Source organism: Nocardia sp. NPDC001965 (genome assembly GCF_053594175.1).
Genome location: NZ_JBSFDZ010000052.1, coordinates 1 through 19,572, shown reverse-complemented (window position 1 = coordinate 19,572; position 19,572 = coordinate 1). Strand labels below are relative to the sequence as shown.

Annotated in this window: 15 protein-coding genes; 7 read left to right on the top strand and 8 right to left on the bottom strand. The window is 66.3% G+C overall.

The annotated features are described in order from the left end of the window. Positions 1-6: 6 nt before the first annotated feature. The 4 genes from ACWCPQ_RS32530 to ACWCPQ_RS32515 are packed head-to-tail and all read right to left on the bottom strand — an operon-like array spanning position 7 to position 4,144. Positions 7-1,344, bottom strand: coding sequence for an LLM class flavin-dependent oxidoreductase (locus ACWCPQ_RS32530; RefSeq protein WP_449906156.1), 1,338 nt, complete (start codon positions 1,342-1,344; stop codon positions 7-9). A gap of 10 nt (positions 1,345-1,354) precedes the next feature. After that, complete coding sequence (locus ACWCPQ_RS32525) at positions 1,355-2,227, bottom strand: ABC transporter permease (RefSeq protein WP_449906153.1); 873 nt, start codon at positions 2,225-2,227, stop codon at positions 1,355-1,357. Then, positions 2,220-3,050, bottom strand: a complete 831-nt coding sequence (locus ACWCPQ_RS32520; protein WP_449906150.1) for an ABC transporter ATP-binding protein — start codon at positions 3,048-3,050, stop codon at positions 2,220-2,222. The genes ACWCPQ_RS32525 and ACWCPQ_RS32520 overlap by 8 nt, the downstream gene beginning before the upstream one ends. Further along, positions 3,047-4,144, bottom strand: coding sequence for an ABC transporter substrate-binding protein (locus ACWCPQ_RS32515; protein ID WP_449906147.1), 1,098 nt, complete (start codon positions 4,142-4,144; stop codon positions 3,047-3,049). The genes ACWCPQ_RS32520 and ACWCPQ_RS32515 overlap by 4 nt, the downstream gene beginning before the upstream one ends. A 372-nt stretch (positions 4,145-4,516) precedes the next feature. Between ACWCPQ_RS32515 and ACWCPQ_RS32510 the strand changes: the two genes are divergently transcribed. Beyond that, positions 4,517-4,906 carry a DUF732 domain-containing protein gene (locus ACWCPQ_RS32510; RefSeq protein ID WP_449906144.1) on the top strand — a complete coding sequence of 130 codons (390 nt, stop codon included), beginning with the start codon at positions 4,517-4,519 and terminating at the stop codon, positions 4,904-4,906. A gap of 86 nt (positions 4,907-4,992) precedes the next feature. Here the strand turns inward: ACWCPQ_RS32510 and secA are convergent, their stop codons facing one another. Next, on the bottom strand, positions 4,993-7,839 hold the full coding sequence (secA, locus tag ACWCPQ_RS32505; RefSeq protein ID WP_449906141.1) for a preprotein translocase subunit SecA: 2,847 nt from the start codon (positions 7,837-7,839) through the stop codon (positions 4,993-4,995). A 312-nt stretch (positions 7,840-8,151) separates the two neighbouring features. Here secA and ACWCPQ_RS32500 point away from each other — a divergent pair, with 312 nt between their 5' ends. The 6 genes from ACWCPQ_RS32500 to bluB all read left to right on the top strand — a co-directional run bounded on the left by ACWCPQ_RS32500 (position 8,152) and on the right by bluB (position 15,468). Then, positions 8,152-9,561: a WS/DGAT/MGAT family O-acyltransferase gene (locus tag ACWCPQ_RS32500; RefSeq protein ID WP_449906138.1), complete on the top strand. Its 1,410-nt coding sequence runs from the start codon at positions 8,152-8,154 to the stop codon at positions 9,559-9,561. 10 nt (positions 9,562-9,571) lie between these two features. Next, a complete protein-coding gene (locus ACWCPQ_RS32495) occupies positions 9,572-10,075 on the top strand; it encodes a DUF6912 family protein (protein ID WP_449906189.1) in 504 nt (167 codons plus the stop codon). A 182-nt stretch (positions 10,076-10,257) separates the two neighbouring features. Beyond that, positions 10,258-11,391 carry a ferredoxin reductase gene (locus ACWCPQ_RS32490; RefSeq protein ID WP_449906135.1) on the top strand — a complete coding sequence of 378 codons (1,134 nt, stop codon included), beginning with the start codon at positions 10,258-10,260 and terminating at the stop codon, positions 11,389-11,391. A gap of 176 nt (positions 11,392-11,567) precedes the next feature. Beyond that, entirely contained in the window at positions 11,568-12,941 is a 1,374-nt protein-coding gene (locus ACWCPQ_RS32485; RefSeq protein WP_449906133.1) for a fatty acid desaturase family protein, read from the top strand. A gap of 214 nt (positions 12,942-13,155) precedes the next feature. Continuing rightward, complete coding sequence (locus tag ACWCPQ_RS32480; protein WP_449906131.1) at positions 13,156-14,412, top strand: fatty acid desaturase family protein; 1,257 nt, start codon at positions 13,156-13,158, stop codon at positions 14,410-14,412. A gap of 423 nt (positions 14,413-14,835) precedes the next feature. After that, positions 14,836-15,468 carry a 5,6-dimethylbenzimidazole synthase gene (gene bluB / locus ACWCPQ_RS32475; protein ID WP_449906128.1) on the top strand — a complete coding sequence of 211 codons (633 nt, stop codon included), beginning with the start codon at positions 14,836-14,838 and terminating at the stop codon, positions 15,466-15,468. Between the two features lie 45 nt (positions 15,469-15,513). Here bluB and hpf read toward each other — a convergent pair whose 3' ends face one another. From hpf to ACWCPQ_RS32460, 3 genes are all read right to left on the bottom strand, one after another. After that, entirely contained in the window at positions 15,514-16,230 is a 717-nt protein-coding gene (gene hpf / locus ACWCPQ_RS32470) for a ribosome hibernation-promoting factor, HPF/YfiA family (protein WP_449906125.1), read from the bottom strand. An 864-nt stretch (positions 16,231-17,094) separates the two neighbouring features. Continuing rightward, positions 17,095-18,900, bottom strand: a complete 1,806-nt coding sequence (gene lpqB / locus ACWCPQ_RS32465; protein ID WP_449906122.1) for an MtrAB system accessory lipoprotein LpqB — start codon at positions 18,898-18,900, stop codon at positions 17,095-17,097. Further along, positions 18,897-19,572 (bottom strand): ATP-binding protein (locus ACWCPQ_RS32460; protein WP_449906119.1); only part of this gene is annotated, 676 nt, incomplete at its 5' end. The genes ACWCPQ_RS32460 and lpqB, both read right to left, overlap by 4 nt.

Sequence of the window (19,572 nt, the reverse complement as noted above, 5' to 3'; positions counted from 1 at the left end):
AAGCGGTCAGGCCCCGGCCGCGGCGAACGCTGCGGCGAATCGTCCGGGATGCGTGCCCAATCCGTAATGTCCGCGCAGCGTGGTCTCGGTGTATTCCGTGCGGAACAGACCGCGTGCCTGCAGGATCGGGACCACCAGGTCCACGAAGTCGGTGAGGCCGCCGGGCAGATACGGGGCCATGATGTTGAACCCGTCGGCGGCGCCCGCCTCGAACCAGGCCTGCAGATCGTCGGCGATCTGCTCGGGCGTACCGGCCAGCGTGCGGTGCCCGCGACCACCGCCGAGCGCGGCGATCAATTCGCGCACAGTCAGCGCCCCCTCATCGGCCAGCTTCTTGACCAGTAGGTACCGGCTCTTGTTGCCCTGGATCTGCTCGATCGGGGGCAACTGCGGAAGCGGCGCGTCCAGCGCGTGCCCGGTCAGGTCGAGCCCGAGCATCTGAGAGAGCTGCCGCAGCGAATACTCCGGCGAGATCAGGTCGGTGAATTCCCGCTCGAGGCGCTCGGCGGCTTCCTGGGTATCCGCGATGAACGGGACGATCCCCGGCAGGATCTTCACCTCGTCGGGGCTACGCCCGTACCCGGCCGCGCGCGCCTTCACCTCGCGAGAGAACTCCTGCCCCTCGGCGATGGAACGTTGCGCGGTGAAAACGGCCTCGGCGTAGCGGCCCGCGAAATCCTTACCGTCGGCCGAGGACCCGGCCTGGACGAGCAGCGGACGCCCCTGCGCCGAGCGGGGCACATTCAGGGGGCCGCGCACCTTGAACCGCTCCCCCACGTGATCGACGGTGTGCACCTTGGCGGGATCGGCGAAGACACCGGTCTCGGCGTCGAGAACGACCGCGCCTTCCTCCCAGGAATCCCACAGCGCCGTCGCGGCGTCGACGAACTCGGCGGCTCGGCGGTAGCGACCGGCATGGTCGGGAACCTGGTCGTAGCCGAAATTGGCGGCTTCGTCGGCGGTCCCGGAGGTGACGATGTTCCACCCCGCCCGCCCACCGCTGATCTGATCGAGCGAGGCGAATTTGCGGGCCAGATTGTAGGGCTCGTTGTAGCCGGTGGACGCGGTGGCGATGAGACCGATGCGTTCGGTGACCACCGCCATCGCCGTCAGCAAGGTGATCGGTTCGAAGACCGCCTGGGTATTGCGCTCGATCCGCGGACCCACCGCGAGTCCGTCGGCGAAGAACACCGAATCGAGCTTGCCGCGTTCGGCGGTCCGCGCGAGTTCCTGGAAATGCCCGACCCGCAGCACATCGCGCGCCTCGGTGCGCGGATGCCGCCAGGCCGCCTCATGGTGGCCGACACCCATGAGAAACGCGTTGAGATGGAGCTGGTGCGACATCACTACCTGTCTAGAGAGCAACACGCCAGCTGGAAAGCCGACGCTCGACGAATACGAGAACCGCGTTGAACGCCAGGCCGACCAGCGCGATGGCGATGATGCCGGCGTACATATCGGGAATCTGGAAGTTGAGCTGCGCTGCCGTGATCAGATATCCGAGCCCGGCTTTCGCGCCGACCATCTCGGCCGCGATGAGCACGAGGATCGAGGAGGCCGCGGCCATGCGCAGACCGGTGAATATGGTCGGTACCGCCGCCGGCAACACCACCTTGTAGACCAGCGCGATCTGGGAGAAGCCGAGCGAGCGGGCGGATTTGATGAGCAGCGGTTCGACCGTGCGCACCCCGGAGATGGTGTTGAGCAGGATCGGGAAGGTGCAGGCGTAGATCACCAACGCCACCTTCGAGGTCTCGCCGATACCCAGGATCAGGATGAACACCGGGAGCAGCGCCAGTGCCGCGGTATTGCGGAACAGTTCGAGCACGGGGTTCAGAAAATCGGCCACCGGCCGATACCAGGCGATCGCGACACCCAGCGGTACCGCGATCGCCACCGCGATCACGAACCCGGTGAGCGCGCGGGACAGACTGGTCGAGACATGTTCCCACAGCTGCCCGTTGGCGATCAGCTCGAAGAAGGTCGCGGCCACCTCGGTGAACGGCGGCAGGAAAACCTTGTCGACCATACCGGCCCGGGGCGCGATCTCCCACAGGGCCAGGAAGGCCAGGATCGCGACCGACGGTTTCACCACCCGCCAGGCCAGGGCGGCCAGGCGCTGCCCCACCCGCCGGGCGGAGTTCTGTGCCGGTGCCGCTGGTCGCGCGCGGGCGGGCTCGGCGGCGCGCGGCGCCTCGAGGGTGCCGGTGGCGAATGCGCTAGACATGCTGAACCTCTTCGGTCGTCGCGATATCGGCGAGTTCGAGCGAGCGGGCCCGTTCGACCTCGTCGTGCAGCAGAGACCAGATCCGGTGCCGCAGCGCACGGAACTCCGCGCCGGACCGGATGTCCTCGGCAGCGCGGTCGATATCGATATCGACCACCGTTTTGACCCGGCCGGGCCGGGAGGTGAGTACGGCGACCCGCTGCCCCAGGTAGATCGCTTCGTCGATGCCGTGGGTGATGAACAGGATCGTCTTACCGGTGCGCTCCCAGATCCGCAGGAGTTCGTCCTGCAGTGATTCCCGGGTCTGTGCGTCCAGCGCGGCGAACGGTTCGTCCATCAGCAGGACTTCGGGGTCGAAGGCCAGGCTGCGGGCGATCGCGACGCGCTGTTTCATCCCGCCGGACAGTTCGTGTGGGTAGCGGTCGGCGAATCCGGCCAGCCCGACCAGTTCGAGGTAGTGCTCAGCGCGCTCTCGCCGTTCGGCCCTGGGCACGCCCTTGGCCTCCAGCCCGAACTCGATATTGCGGCGCGCGCTGCGCCACGGCAGCAGGGCGTACTGCTGGAAGACGATTCCGCGGTCGAGTCCGGGCCCGGTGATCGGCTTGCCGTCGAGCAGGATCTGTCCGGAGGTGGGGGTGCTCAGGCCGCCGAGCAGATCGAGCAGCGTGGACTTACCGCAGCCGCTGGGGCCCACCAGCACCAGGAACTCGCCCGCCGCCAGGTCGAGAGTTATGTCCTCGACTGCGGTCAGGTCGGTCTTCTGACCTCGGATCGGGAACTTCTTGGTCACCCCGTCCAGGCGGAGTTTGGGTGTCGTGCTCATTTCTCACCGGCCGATGCTTGTCCGTCGGGCCCACCGTCGGTGGGGTAGGTACCGTTGGCGTACGGGTTGTACTCGTTGGTGTACAGATCGCGGGCCGCCAGCTTGCCCTCGTCGAGTTCGCCGTTGCGGACCAGCCAGTCGATCCAGATCTGCAATTCGCGTTCGGCGATCACCGCGCCCGGGACCGGGATCCCGGAACTGCGCCAGAACTTCACGGGTTCGGCACTTTCGGTGCGACCCCGTTTCCCGATGATGTCGAGGAAGCGGGCGATCACCTCTTCGCGTGGATGGACCTGGGTCCAGCGGATGGCCCGGGCGGTCCCCTGGACGAAATCGCGCACCGCCTCGGGGTTGGCGGCGATGAAATCGTCCCGCATCACATAGGTGCCGTAGCTGAACGCGCCGAACAGGTCACGATCGGTGAACAGGGGGCGGATACCGCCCCGGGCAAGGGCACTCTCGCGCTGGACGGAGTTCAATGTCGCGACATCGATCTGGCCCTCGCGCAGCGCCTGCTCGGTGTTCACCGGCGGTACCACCACCAGTTGGACCGACTTGATCTCGTCCGGGGTCAGGCCCTGCTGGGCCAGCCATTCGCGGGTGAGGAACTCGTGATGCGCGCCGAGCGTGTTCATCCCGATCTTCTTGCCGATCAGATCGCGGGCCGACCGGATCGGGCTGTTCTCCAGCACGTAGTAGCCGGTGTACTCGTCCGCATCGGCACCGTAGGAGCTGAGCACCGAGGTGATGGGTGCCCCGGCCGCGTTGAGTTTGACGACGGCACCGTTGAACGCCGAGCCGAATTCGATCTCGCCGGTGGCCGCGGACTGGATGTCCTGTGGGCCGCTGGTGGTATCGCCGACCCATTCCAGCGCGATCTTGTCGAAGTAGCCGAGGTCGGCGGCCAGCTCGTGGAATCCCACTCTCCCGGCCCAGCCCTGATAGCGCAGAATCGTCTTGCCGTCGGCGGTTCTGGCCGCCTCACCGCCCGCACCGCACGCGGTCAGCAGCAGCACCAGGGCACTGAGTGCCGCCAGGCACACGACGGCCGTCGGCCGGCGGTGTCTGCGTATGGTTTCCGGGCGTACTGGCATGGGTTCTGTCCCTTGTGATGTGGGTCGAGCTGCCCGGCTATCGTGCGGTTCGCGACCGCGCCTGCGAACCCTTTCCCTCAGAGCGAATCCAACCTGTCCCGTTCGAGTCGGTCGGCGCAGCGCCGGGACCGGGGCCCGGAAAACGCCCGGCTACCGCATATTCGAGGAAATCGATCAGGGAAATTGATGGGATGTTCGGCGACGCAGCGAAAATCAGCAAAGCAGCAGCTCCACGCCGAGTTAATATGCGGCACGCACCGAAGTTATTCGGCCGAGACGGCAACGAGACGTCGGTGCGACAGTGCGGCCCGAGCTGTGGTGTCGGGCTCGCCTGCCCATCCCCGTCCCGCACTATCGAACACAGAAGGAACGATGCTCAAAACTCTGGTCATCGGCGCGGCCGCGGCCGCGCTCGTGTTCGGCAGCTTCTCCAGTGCCTTCGCACACCCCAACCCCGGCATCTCGCGGCCGGGTTCCACGGGTGTGCACAGCCCGGCGGGTAAAGACGATTCCGTCGCGCAGCTACCTTTCGCGGACCGGGAATTCCTCCGGGCCAGTGCGTTCGACGACGAGAACCGCCAACTCCAGGACGCGGCGATCGCCCTTGCACACGCCCAGTGCGAATACCTCGGCACCTCCGGCAACACCCCGGCGAACCGCACGTATCTCGCCGAGGAAGCGCGACCGTTCGTCGAATATCCCTATATGTTCCTCGAAGCCGCGGTCAGGATGTACTGCCCGCAACACAACGTGCTGAGCTGAGCCGGAGTCCCGAAACCGGCATTCCGGCCCCCCGACACAGCGGCGCCGCCCCCCTCGTCCAGGGGAGCGGCGCCGGTGGTGACAGATCAGTGCTTACGAGGCGTCTTCGGCCCTCGGCCCTGTTTCGTCTGCGCCCGAGCCGCCTCGCGACGCTCCCGGCGGGTGCCCTGGGTCGGGGCATCGTCGCCGTACTCCTCCGTATCGCTGTGCACCGCGGTGCGGCCGCCCTCGTCCGGTCCCGAATAGCTGAGGCCGCGCGGACCCGAGTCGCCGATACCGCGAGCGCGCAGCGCGGGCGGCGCACCGTTGATGATCGGCAGCTTCTCGGTGGGGTACTGGCTGCTCGGCGGAACCGGCTGCGAACCGATCGGCGAGCGCAGTCCCGGATCCACCGCGACCCCCTCGGGCTGCGGCTGCTGGACCTCCACCTGGACGTTGAACAGGATGCCGACGGCGTCCTCCTTCAACCCCTCCAACATGTTCGCGAACATATCGAAGCCCTCGCGCTGGTACTCCACCAGCGGATCACGCTGGGCCATGGCGCGCAGGCCGATACCTTCCTTCAGGTAGTCCATCTCGTAGAGATGTTCGCGCCATTTCCGGTCCAGGACCGACAGCAGCACCTGCCGTTCCAGCGTGCGCATACTGCCCTCGCCGGCCATTCCGTCGATCTCGGACTCACGCTGTTCATAGGCGGCATGCGCGTCGTCGAGCAAGGTATCGAGCAGATCGTCGCGGGTGAGTTCACCGGCCTCGCCGACCTCGGTCTCGCCGGTGACGTCGCGGTGGTTCAGGCTCACCGGGTAGAGGGTCTTCAGCGCGCCCCACAGTTTGTCGAGATCCCAGTCCTCCACATAACCCTCGGCGGTGGCGCCGTCCACGTAGGCGGTGATCACATCGGTGATCATGCTCTGGACCTGGCCCTCCATATCCTCGCCGCGCAGGATCTGGTTGCGCTCCTCGTAGATGACGGTGCGCTGCTGGTTCATCACCTCGTCGTACTTGAGCACGTTCTTACGGATCTCGAAGTTCTGCTGCTCGACCTGGGTCTGCGCACTCTTGATGGCCTTGGAGACCATCTTCGCCTCGATAGGCACATCGTCGGGCAGATTGAGTCGCGTCATGATCGACTCCAGCGCCGCACCGTTGAAGCGGCGCATGAGTTCGTCCCCGAGCGAGAGGTAGAAACGGGACTCACCGGGATCGCCCTGCCGGCCGGAGCGGCCGCGCAACTGGTTGTCGATACGCCGGGAATCGTGGCGCTCGGTACCGAGTACGTAGAGACCACCGGCATCCTTGACCGCCTCGGCATCCTCGGCGACCTGCTTCTTCACCTTCTCCAGCGCGTGGAACCAGTTGGCCTGGTATTCCTCGGGGGTGTTCACCGGGTCCAGGCCCTGCTGCCGCAGCAGGGTGTCGGTGATGATGTCGGGGTTGCCACCGAGCACGATATCGGTACCGCGACCGGCCATATTCGTCGCGACGGTCACCGTGCCGGGGCGGCCCGCCTCGGCGATGATCTGCGCTTCCTTCTCGTGGAACTTCGCATTGAGGACGTTGTGCGGGACGCCGCGCTTGGTGAGCTGCTTGGACAGATACTCCGAGCGGTCGACGCTGGTGGTACCGATCAGTACCGGCTGACCCGCCTGATGGCGTTCCACCACATCGTCGACGACGGCGTTGAACTTGGCCTCTTCGGTCTTGTAGATCAAGTCGGCCTGGTCGATACGGACCGGCGGCTTGTTCGTCGGGATCGGAATGACGCCCAGGCTGTAGATCTGGTGCAGCTCGGCCGCCTCGGTCTCGGCGGTACCGGTCATACCGGAGAGTTTGTCGTAGAGACGGAAGTAGTTCTGCAGTGTGATCGTGGCCAGGGTCTGGTTCTCCGGCTGGATCTCGACCTCTTCCTTGGCCTCGATCGCCTGGTGCATACCCTCGTTGTAGCGGCGGCCGACCAGGATGCGCCCGGTGAACTCGTCGACGATGATGACCTCGCCGTCGCGGACGATGTAGTCCTTGTCCTTGGTGTAGAGCTCCTTGGCTTTGACCGAGTTGTTCAGGTAGCTCACCAGCGGAGAGTTGGCGGCCTCGTAGAGATTGTCGATACCGAGCTGGTCCTCGACGAATTCCACGCCCGCTTCGTGCACGCCGATGGTGCGTTTCTTGATATCGACCTCGTAGTGGAGATCTTTTTTGAGAAGTGGCGCAATTCGGGCGAATTCGGCATACCACTTGCTGGAGGCGTCCGCGGGGCCGGAGATGATGAGCGGAGTACGCGCCTCGTCGATCAGAATGGAGTCGACCTCGTCGACCACGGCGAAATTGTGCCCACGCTGAACCAGATCCTCCAGCGAATGGGTCATATTGTCGCGCAGATAGTCGAAGCCGAATTCGTTGTTGGTGCCGTAGGTGATATCGGCGGCGTAGGCCTCGCGCCGCTGCGGCGGGGTCATCCCGGCCAGGATCGCGCCGACCTCGAGACCGAGGAAACGGTGCACCCGGCCCATCCACTCGGAGTCACGTTTGGCCAGGTAGTCGTTGGTGGTGACGATATGCACGCCGTCGCCGCTGATCGCGTTCAGGTACGCGGGCAACACCGAGGTGAGCGTTTTACCCTCACCGGTCTTCATCTCCGCGATATTGCCCAGATGCAGCGCGGCGCCACCCATGATCTGCACCTTGTAGTGCTTCTGCTGGAGCACCCGCCACGAGGCCTCGCGCGCCACCGCGAACGCCTCGAGCAGCAGATCGTCGAGTGATTCGCCGTCGGCGTAGCGCTCGCGGAACTCCTCGGTCTTGGCGCGCAGCTCGGTATCGGTGAGGTCCTCGTAGTCGCCCTCGAGACCGATCACCTCGTCGGCGAGATGGGAGAGGCGCTTGACCATGCGACCCTCACCAAAACGTAGCAACCTCGTCAGTGTCAGCGCAGGCACGAGTCTCGTCAGTCCTCTGGGTCGGTCGGTTTCGGCTCCGATGTTCACGGCGGGGCGGTCCCCTCACGGACCGCGTAGCCGCAGCTTGCTTCATGGTAATGCGGCTCCCATGGTAGGCGCCGCCGCGTACCCGGCCAGTGTGCCTCGGTCACATTCGGCGGCCGACGCGCTCCGTCGGCGGGTATATCACCGAGGTTGCTCGCGCAAGTCCTCGAATTACATATCGGAATATCGCACACAATGGTGCGGGAACAGGTGTCACCTGGTCACAATGGAGTCCGGATTCCGGACTCCGAAGGGGCAGACACCAGGGTGATAGCGAAGCTGACACCGCAGGACGCGGACTTCTTCCGGCTGGAATCGACCACTCATCCGGTACACATCGGATCGCTGGCGGTTCTCGACAACACAGCCGAGGACGGGGAGCGGATCCTCGACTACCAGGGTCTGGTCGATCTGGTGGAGTCGCGCCTGCCCCTGGTACCCCGCTACCGGCGCAAGGTTCGCGAGATCCCGCTCTCGCTGGGCCGGCCGGTCTGGGTGGAGGACAGCCGTTTCGATATCACCTACCACCTGCGCCGTTCCGCGCTGCCGTCACCGGGCAACGACGAGCAACTCCACGAGCTGGTCGCCCGGCTGGGTTCGCGGCCGCTGGACCCCGGCCGTCCGCTGTGGGAGATGTATCTGATCGAGGGTCTGAGCGGTGGCCGGTGCGCGCTGTACACCAAATCGCACGCGGCCCTGGTCGATGGGCACGCCGCCCTCGAGATCGGACACGTCGTCGTGGACGGTGCCGAATCCCCGCGGGAGATCGCCGACGACGCGTGGCTGCCGGGCCGCGAACCCAGTGATACCGATCTCCTGCTGGGCGCGCTCGGGCATCTGGTGGCCCAGCCGGGCTCGGCGGTTGAGGTGCTGCGCGAGGTCGGCGCGGGTACCGCCGGACTGATCGGCACGGCGAGCCGGACGGTGGAGGGTGCCGTGGCCGCAGTGCGTTCGGCGGCGAGCAGCACCCCGGACAGTCCGCTCAACGCCCGTACGTCCCGGCAACGCAGGTTCACCGTCGCCGTCTCCGACCTGGCCGATTACAAACGTGTGCACGAACAGGCGGGTTGCACGATCAACGACGTCGTCCTCGCCGTGGTGACCGGCGCGTTGCGCAACTGGCTGCTGTCCCGGAACAAGGGACTCACCGAATCGAGCGTGCTGCGCGCGGTGGTACCGATGTCGGGATACAGCGGCGAGCCGGTTACCGGGCGTACGCTGCCCAGCGGGATCACCCCGTTCCTGATCGACCTGCCGGTAGGGGAACCCAGCCCGGTGATGCGGCTGTCCCATATCGCGCACGCGATGGCGGAGGACGCCCGCGGCCGGCACAGCGTGCGGGCATCGACCCTGGTGCATCTCGCCGGATTCGCTCCGGCCAGCCTGCACGCGATGAGTGTGCGGGCGGCGAGTACGTTCGCAGACAATACGTTCAATCTGGTGATCACCAACGCGCCGGGCCCGCAGACGCCGATGTTCGTCGGCGGGGCGCGGATGCTGGAGATGTACCCGGTTTCGCCACTGCTGCGCAACCAGGCGACGAGTATCGGGATCACGTCCTACGACGGACGGGTCTACTACGGACTCAACGCCGACCGCGAGGCGATGGCCGATATCGGGGTGCTGGCCGCGTCGGTGCCCGAATCGATGGAGGAGATACTCGGTGCCTGCCTCTGACCGCAAGACCATGCGGGTGTACGTGCCGGCCACCGTGCCGATGCTGCGCGAGCTCGTGGAAGAACGCGAACTGCATGCCGTCGGCGGGACGGCCTTCGCCCTCACCCCGGCGCTGCGTGAGGCCTACGCATCGGGGGACGACGAGGAACTGGCCGAGGTCGCCATGGCCGAGGCGGCGCGGGCGGCGTTGCGGCTACTCGCCGACGAAGTGCACGGTTCCACGCCGCCGATGTATCGCCGGGCGGTGATCGCGGTGGACGTCACCGGTGCGACCCTGCGCCCCGACCTCGACGACGCGGTCGTGAAACTGGACGGGCCGATCCAGTACAAACGGATCGCCTCGGTTCATCTGGACCTGGCCGAGGCCGAACCCGCGGTGGCCAAGGCGGTCGACATCATCGACGCCGCCGATCTGGGCGACGAGGACGCCGAGTTCGTTCTCGGTGACGCCGAGGACCATCAACTGGCCTGGTACGCGACCCAGGAACTACCGTTTCTGGTCGATCTGCTGTGAGCCCGGCTTGTGACCGGGGACTGCCGCCGCCCACAGCGGCTGTGACCTGCAACCGGGTCTCCGGGCACCGATCGCCGCGGCTCCCGAGAGAACCTACGATGCCGTAACCTGGTGCCACGGCGCGCCCCGGGCGCGGAGGACACAGGAGAAGAACAGCGCAAATGGGCAGGAAACCGAACGCAATGACGGTGCGCGGTGTCAAGAGCTGGCTGGAGGCACCGGCGGCCGGTATCGCCGAGCGCGGCGGCAAACTGAATCTGCTGCGGGGCGCGGTGGCACGGGCCACCACTCCCCTGCTGCCCGACGACTATCTACATCTGGCCAACCCGCTGTGGTCGGCCCGGGAGTTGCGCGGTCGCGTCGTCGACGTCCGCAAGGAGACCGCCGATTCGGCGACGCTGGTGATCAAACCGGGCTGGGGTTTCGACTTCCGCTACGAGCCCGGGCAGTACATCGGGATCGGGATCCTCGTGGAGGGGCGCTGGCACTGGCGTTCGTATTCGCTGACCAGCCCGCCCGACTGGAACGATCCCCGCTACGGCAAGAAGGTCATCGCCATCGCGGTGAAGGCGATGCCCGAGGGATTCCTGTCCAGCCACCTGGTCAACGGGGTGTCTCCCGGCACCGTCGTGCGGCTGGCCGCGCCGCAGGGCGCATTCGTGCTGCCGTCCCCGCCGCCGCCGAAGGTACTGTTCCTCACCGCCGGCTCCGGGATCACGCCGGTCATGTCGATGCTGCGCGCCATGGATCGCCGGAACGCGGTGACCGATGTGGTGCACATCCATTCGGCCCGGACCGCCGAGGATGTGATGTTCGCCGCCGAACTCGACGAACTGCACGCTCGCCATCCCGGATTCGTCTCGCATGTCCACCTCACCGGCGAGAAGGGCAAATTCGCCACCGATGCCCTGGACGAGCTCTATCCGGATTGGCGGGAACGCCAGACCTGGGCCTGCGGTCCCCTGGGTATGCTCGACGAGATCGAGAAGCACTGGCACGAGGCCGGTCTCGAATCGGCCCTGCACGTGGAACGGTTCGAGGTGGAGCGCTCGGCGACCACCGAGGGCGGCACCGTCACCTTCGGCAAGAGCGGCCGCACCGTGACCGTGGACGGCGCCACCACCCTGCTCGAGGCCGGCGAATCCGCCGGTGTTCAGCTGCCGTTCGGCTGCCGGATGGGCATCTGCCAGACGTGTGTGGTCACCTTGAGTTCGGGGCATGCCCGCGATCTGCGTAACGGGACCGAACGGTTCGAAGGAGAGAAGGTGCAGACGTGCATCTCGGCCGCGGCGGGTGACTGCACGCTCGAGGTGTGACCGCCGACGGTCACCCGGCAACGGGCACCTACAGGTACGCTCGAGGAGAACCGTAGGTCGCTTCCCGGATCCGGGAAGTTCACGGAACCCGTTCTCGTTTCCGACCGATCCCGCTCTCGTCTTCGCAGGCAGTGCCTACACAGTCTTCGCGGACAGCGCCTACAGAAGGGACGCCGGTGGCAATCACCGACATCAGAGCCTTTGCCCACCTCACGGCCGAGGATGTCGAGACGCTGGGGCAAGAGCTCGACACCCTCCGCCGTTCGGTGGAGCTATCCCTCGGCGAACGGGACGCCCGATACATCCGGCGCACCATCGCAGCGCAGCGCGGTCTGGAACTCGCCGCGCGCGCGGTGCTGTTCGGTAGCCGTAACCGCTGGGCCTGGCTGGCCGGTACCGCGATGTTGTCGGTGGCCAAGATCATCGAGAACATGGAACTCGGCCACAACATCAGCCACGGCCAGTGGGACTGGATGAACGATCCGGAGATCCACTCGACCAACTGGGAATGGGATATGACCGGCCCCTCCGCGCAGTGGCGGCGGGCGCACAACTACTCCCATCACACCTATACCAATGTGCTCGGCAAGGACGAGGATCTCGGTTTCGGCATCCTCCGGATGACCCGGGACGAACCGTGGCGGCCGTTGCACCTGGTACAGCCGGTCGCCAATATCGTGCTCGCCGCGGCCTTCGAATGGGGCATCGCCCTGCACGACTGGACGATCGAGAAAGAGCTCACCGGGGTACCCCGATACCAGGTCTTCTCCGAACCGAACAAACTGTTCGCGCGCAAGATCACCCGTCAGGTCATGAAAGATTTCCTGATCTACCCGGCAGTCACCGGCCCGGCGTTCATGTCGACCCTGAAGGCGAACGCGACCGCGAACCTGGTCCGTAATCTGTGGGCCTATGCGGTGATCTTCTGCGGCCATTTCCCCGACGGCGCGGAGAAGTTCACCGAGGAACAGCTCGAGGGCGAAACGCCCGGTGAATGGTATCTGCGGCAGATGCTGGGCAGCGCGAACTTCTCCGCGGGCCCGGTCATGGGATTCATGAGTGGCAATCTGAGCTATCAGATCGAACACCACCTGTTCCCGGATCTACCCAGTAATCGCTATCCCGAGGTCGCGGTCGGCGTCCGCGGGCTCTGCGAGAAGTACGACCTGCCCTATACGACCGGATCGCTGGGTAAGCAGTACCTGCTCGCCTTCCGCACCATTCACAAACTCGCCCTGCCCGACAGATTCCTGCGCCGCACCGCCGATGATGCCCCGGAGACCTCGTCCGAACGCAAATTCGCCGGTGTCACGCTGCACCCGGAGTCGGACAATCGGCCGTGGAGTATCGATCCGGCGACCGGAAAGCGCCGCGGGCTGCGCTGGGCGATGCACGAGGCGAAAGTCGCATTGCGCGCCAAAGCCGAGCACGAGAAAGAGGTATTGCGCGGCGCCGAACGGACCCTGCGGGCCAAGGCGCGGCAGGAGCGGGATCTGCTCCGACGGGCCCGGCACGCCCTGCGTAAACCGCATACTTCCTACTCCGCCTGACCGGCGGTCCGACTGCGGGCAGTGATTCCCGTGCCGGTGTAACGCCCTCGGCACAGCGGACGATCATCCACATCAAGGCCCGACTGTGACATATGTCGTCGGTGTTTACCCTTGACCTATCATCCGGTTTTGGGACGCGCAATAGGGCGCACACCACATTTTCTACGCAAGTCCCCAAACCTACGGTGTCGTAACTTACGGTAGGGTAGCCGCCATGGCTATCTCGGATGTCAAGGAATACGCGCATCTCACCGAGGCGGATGTGGAGGCTCTCGGAGCAGAGTTCGATGCGATTCGCCGGGACGTCGAATCGACCCGCGGTGAACGGGATGCCCGATACATTCGCAATGTCATCAGACTGCAGCGCGCACTCGAGATCAGCGGTCGCACCGTACTGTTCGCCAGTTTCCTGCCTCCGGCCTGGCTGGCCGGCGTGGCACTGCTGGGCACCGCCAAGATCATCGAGAACATGGAGATCGGGCACAATGTGATGCACGGTCAGTGGGATTGGATGAACGACCCGGAGATCCACTCCACGCATTGGGAATGGGATAACGCGGGCCCTTCCAAGCACTGGAAGCACACCCACAACTACCTGCACCACAAGTACACCAACGTCCTGGGAATGGACGACGATATCGGCTACGGCCTGCTCCGCGTCACCCGCGACCAGCGCTGGAAGCCGTTCTACATCGGCAACCCGGTCTACAACCTGGTACTGCAATCGCTGTTCGAATACGGTGTCGCGATCCAGCACCTCGAACTCGGCAAACTCGCGGCCGGAAAATTCCCGGCCGGAACTCCGGAGCGCGCGGAATTCGATCGTAAGGCCGGCGAGGTGAAGGCCAAGATCAAGAAGCAGGTACTGAAGGATTACGTCGTCTTCCCCCTGCTGACCGGCCCCTCGTTCTTCCAGACCCTCACCGCCAACCTCGCGGCGAACGTGGTCCGCAATGTCTGGACCAACGCGGTCATCTTCTGCGGCCACTTCCCGGACGGCGCGGAGAAATTCACCAAGGCCGATATCGACGACGAGAGCCGAGCCCAGTGGTACCTGCGGCAGATGCTGGGTAGCGCCAATATCTCCGGCGGCAAGGTCATGCACTTCATGACCGGGAACCTCAGCCACCAGATCGAACACCACTTGTTCCCCGATCTGCCCAGCAACCGCTACGCGGAAGTGGCGGTCCGCGTGCGTGAACTGTGCGATAAATACGATCTGCCGTACACGACGGGTTCGCTGCCGGTCCAGTACTTCAAGGCCTGGCGCACCATTGCGAAACTGTCGCTGCCGAACAAATACCTCCGGCACACCGCCGACGACGCCCCGGAAACCGCCTCGGAGCGGAAATTCAACGGGCAGGCGGTATCCACTTTCGACCCGGTGACCGGACAGCGCCGCGGTCTGCGCACCGCGATCGCCGAAGGCCGCCGCCGGCTCCGCCGCCGCGCGGTCGCGCTGGCAGGCTGAGTCCCGGCACCCGGAAGCCGGCCCCGGCGATTCGCCGTGGGCCGGCCTTTCCCTGCCGCTCCTGGTTCAGATGCGCCGGCCGCATGCCCTCGGCAAGATCTCGTCCTGATCGCCTCCACGAACAGCCGCACCCGGCCTGCGCCGAGTCGTACGAGGCCCACAAAGGTCGAGGCCCGTCCCGCCCTTGACCGGAGGTGCTCAACGGTCACATTCCACGGATGGCCGACCGCACGTCGCATGAGCCGCAGGCTCGAGTCTCGAGGGCTGAACGGCGGGACTCCAGGGGGCCTCGACCCCCGCGCGCGCCAGCGCGCCGAAAACACAGCCCCGCGACACCGCAGGCGGCGCCGAAGAACACGGCACCGGGCCCGGCTGCCGCAGCGAAATCGTGACGAGAACAATAGCCCCGTGTATGCAGCGGAGATGAGCGTTTACGAGGCCATCCGGACCCGCCGGGACGTCCGGGCGGAGTTCACCGGGGAGCCCATCGACGATTCCACACTGTGGCGAATTCTGGCGGCCGCGCATTGCGCGCCCAGCGTCGGAAACTCACAGCCGTGGGATTTCGTTGTCGTTCGCGAGCCGGTGACATTGCGGAAGTTCGCGGCGCATGTGTCCGGGCGGCGGCTCGATTTCGCACGTTCCCTACCCCCTGAGCGGGCCCGGACCTTCGCTCCGATCAAAATCGAGGGAGTCCAGGAGAGCGGAACCGGAATCGTGGTCGTCCACGACGATTCGCGGGGCGGCACCCAGGTGCTGGGCCGGGCGACAGTACCCGAAACCGGTTTGTTTTCGACAATTCTCGCGATTCAGAACCTCTGGCTGGCCGCCACCGCCGAACGGATCGGAGTGGGGTGGGTGTCGTTCTACGATGAGCCGTTCCTCGCCGACCTCATCGAACTCCCCATCGGCGTCCGGCCGGTTGCCTGGCTCTGTATCGGCCCGGTCACCGAGTTCCGGACCGTGCCCGATCTGGAACGTTTCGGCTGGCGTGAGCGGCGACCGTTGAGTGCTGCTGTGCATCGGGAGCGGTACTCCGGCGCCACCGGCGAATGAGAAAGCCGACCGGTCCCGTCGTGGACCGGTCGGCTGCAGTGTCGGCTATGCGAGCCTGATCAGCCCGTAATCGAAGGCGTGCCGGCGGTAGACCACCGACGGCCGATCGGTTTCCTTGTCCTGGAACAAGAAGAAATCGTGGCCCACCAACTCCATTTGGTAGAGGGCGTCGTCGACCGTCATGGGAATCGCGGAGTGCACCTTCGTGCGCACGATATGACCGGGCCCCTCGTATTCGGGGTAGTCGGCCGCGAAATCGGAGCGCTTCCGACTGTGCGGTGAATGATCGTGCGGAATATCGGAGAGGGCTTCCAGGAGGGCGTCTTCGGCCAGTTCGGCGGTGGCGTCGTGCACGGAGACCGGAGTCTTCTCACCGTAGTGGACACGGCGGCGGTCCTTGGTGCGCCGTAGCCGGCTCTCCAGCTTGGCGGTCACGGCTTCGAACGCGGCGTAGAAACTGTCCGCGCAGGCCTCGGCACGGACGATCGGACCCTTGCCGCGCGCGGTGATCTCCACCCGCTGGCAGTTCTTGCGTTGACGACGGTTGCGTTCGTGGAAGAGCTCCACGTCGAAGAGGAAGATAGATGGATCGAAGCGTTCCAGACGGGACAGCTTCTCCGACACATAGATTCGGAAATGGTCGGGGACCTCGACATTGCGCCCCTTGACCACGATCTCCGCACGGGTATCCCGTGGTCGGTCGAGCTCGTCCAGCTCGGTCTGGGCTGTGTCCTGTACTGAAGGTCGTGAAGTAGTCGTCACGCGTACCTCCCGGATCTGGCCGCACACTTGTCGTCGCATGCGGCGGGATGAACGGTGCCGGCCATGTCGGATCCAGTCGGCCGGCACATGATGTACGAGGCCCACCTCCAAACTCCCGGATCGGGTGTGTGAACGCGACGCTAGTCCGAGGATCGAAGGTTCGCCACTGTTCACGCAAATTTCCCGGGTTCACCCAGCACACGTCACGAATACGCCATCCGGGCGTGTTCCTGCGGCAACCAGGGCGCGGGCACAGGCCGATACCGTGGTACCTGTCGTCAACACGTCGTCGACCAAGACGACCTGCGCGTTCGCGACCCGTGCCGGTAGCGGCACGGCGCTCACCCGGCCATGTAGATTACGGCCGCGTTCCCGGGCCGTCAGACCGGCCGAGTCACGGACTCCCCACCAGACTCGCAGACAGGGCACAACCCGGCAACGGCTCAGCGACCGCGCCGCGATCTGCGCGCATCGCAGGACCGGGTCACCGCCCCGACGTCGTGCCGCCGAGCTCCGGCTCGGTGCGGGTACAAGTATCAGGAGTTCGTTCGGGGCTCGCAACCGGGCCAGTCCCGCGGCGAGAGCGAATCCGAGCGGCCGGGCGAGATCGCGCCGGTTCCGTTCCTTGGCCGCGAGCACGGCCTGCCGGGCCGGCCCGTGGTAACGGCTCAGCGCCCAGCACGGCACCCCCGGATCGGTCGGCGGATACGCCCGGATCGGTGGGCCGGAGACACTGCGCGCGCACTCGGCACACCACGCAATGCCGGGTGCGCGACAGCCGGCACATTCGGACGGAACGACCAGATCCAGCAGGGTCCGCATGACCGCAGTGTGCCGGTGGGGTCCGACACTGCGGCGCGAAGATCAGCCGGGCAGTATCGGTACGGCGTCCGCGCCGAGGCCGGGGACCTCGCGCCAGTAGGGGTCGCCGCCCTCGGGGGTGCGGGTGAATTCCAGGACCGCCCGCGAATCGGCGACGTACTGCCGTTCGATGGAGGCCGTGACCTGCCGGACCGGCGGGGTGAGATTGCGGCCACCGAGTGAGGCCATCCCGGAGCCGTCTATCTTCACCGTGCGGACCGGGTCGACGTTGCCGGCGGTGGCCAGGATGATCGTATCGTCGCTGAACCAATCGACCGAGGTCGCCGCGGTACTGAGTTCGATGGCGATCTGCCGCGGCGAGGTGAGTGCGAAGGCACCGTCCGGACGGCGCAGCACCATGGCGACGTACACCTTTCCGTCGGCGATCAGGACCGCGCTCACCCCGTTGCGGGAGATCCGGAGCTCGGTGATCGGCAGTTCGAAGGCCGGTCCGGAATCCGGCGCCGTCAGTTGGGAGGTGTCCACCTCCTGCACCGAGACGTTCCCGGTATCGCGGTTGGTGACCGCTCGGATCACCCGGTTCCCGTCGATGACGGCCCAGGCCGCGCTGCCGTCGGCGGTCCAGGACGGGCGGGTGATGGCGCCGCCCTCCGCGACCGGAAAGGCGTTGCCACCGTAGCTGCCCACCATCAGGGTGCGCTGTGGCTGCGGCGGCTGGCGGCCGGCGTCGGCGACGGCAGCCACCAGTTTCCCGTCGGGGGACAGACCCACCGATTGCAGGTTCTGCACCTCGCCGAAATATCCCGGGGCCGGGGCCGGAGCCCGGTTCTCCTCGACCTTGACCAGCTTGCCGTCGCGGAGCGCGTGCAGACCGATCAGCGCCTCCGGCTGCACGGAGTCGGCGAGGGTGCCCAGATCGTCGACCGACCAGCCGTTGCCGGCGAACCGCTCGTCCAGCGGCCGCCCGTCGGCGAGCAACATATAGGGACCCAGTACATCGGCACCCGCGAGAGTCAGTACCACCTGGGCCGCGAACAATTCGCGGTCCCGGGGGCTCAGCTCGCCGATACCGGTGAAATCGATCCGGACGCCGCCCAGACCCACCCCGACACCGACCGGATCGCCGTTGGCCTTGGTGACGGCGCCGCGTACCGCCACCGGCGGAGCCAGGTAATTGCGCACGGCCGGAGCGATATACGGCTGTGGACCGGCGATCAGTTTGTTCACCAACTGCTGGGCGAGTTCGTCGGGGCGGCCCGCGATCCAGCGCAGATCCGGGGCCACGTGCTGGCCGTCGGCGGTGACGAAGTACAGGGCCTGCCGACGATAGGACTGGGTGAACGCGCTGTACTCCATCAGCACACCATCGGGCAGCTCATCGATCCGCCATTGGCCGTCGATCCGCGTCATCTCGATCTTGTTCTCGATGATCCCGTCGACCGCGTGATACGAACCGTCCTCGGCGAGTTCTCCGACCTTGCGCGCGCGCAGTACATAGGTCGCCTCGTTCTCGGTCCGTGATTCCCGCAGGGTGTCGGCCCGTTCCACGATCACGTGGGAGTCGACGTCGTTCCACTGGGTGGAGGCGGCCGGGGTCATGTACTGGCGGGCGGCCAGATGCCCGTCGGCGGGGTCTGCGGTGGCCTGCAGGAAATCCCGCAGCAGCAGATCCGGGTCACGGTTCTTGGTGGGCAGCGGCGGGCCCTCGGCGGTGGGCTCCTGGTTGATCGTGCCGAGCGCCTGGGGCTGCGAGGAATCGGGCAGATTCGCGCAACCGGCCGTCGTGGCCAGGGCGATCACCGCGGCTGTCACGACGAGCAACCTCAACCGCCGTATGTGCGCGATCATGATTTCCGGTCTCCGCTGTCGGTGATCACAGCGCCTCCGTCCGCCGGGCCCGGCGGCTCCGGTTCCCCGGATTTCGGGTCCGAATCCTGCGCGGGCGTATCGGAATCCGTATCGGCTTGCGCCGAACCGCTCCCCGGCGAACCGGTGGGATCGGCTCCGATCACCGGTTCGTCGGATAGCGGGGCGCCCGGCTCGGGCCCCGCGTCCGGAGTGCCCGGCGCCGAGGGAGCCTGGTCCGCGGCGGTGGGGCGGGGCGCCCAGGGCTCGGTTTCGGTGACCGGCGGGCCGAGTTCCACTCGCTCACCGCCGGCGCGCTCACTGTCGCCGTGTGGCTGCCGGGGTGCGCGGCGCAGTCCGGGCTCCAGGGGCAGCGGGCTCTTACCCAGCTTCTGCCCCCGTACCAGCGGCAACGTCAAGCGGAAGCTCGCGCCGACCCCGGGACGTCCCCATGCTTCGAGTTTGCCGTCGTGCAGGTTCGCGTCCTCGACGCTGATCGACAGGCCGAGCCCGGTCCCGCCGGAGCGACGCATCCGCGAGGGATCGGACCGCCAGAACCTGCTGAACACCAGTTTCTCCTCCCCCGGCCGCAGACCGACACCCTGATCCCGGACCACCACGGCGAGGGCGTTGGCCTCGGTATCGCCGCGCATCCGGATCAGGACGGGTTTGCCC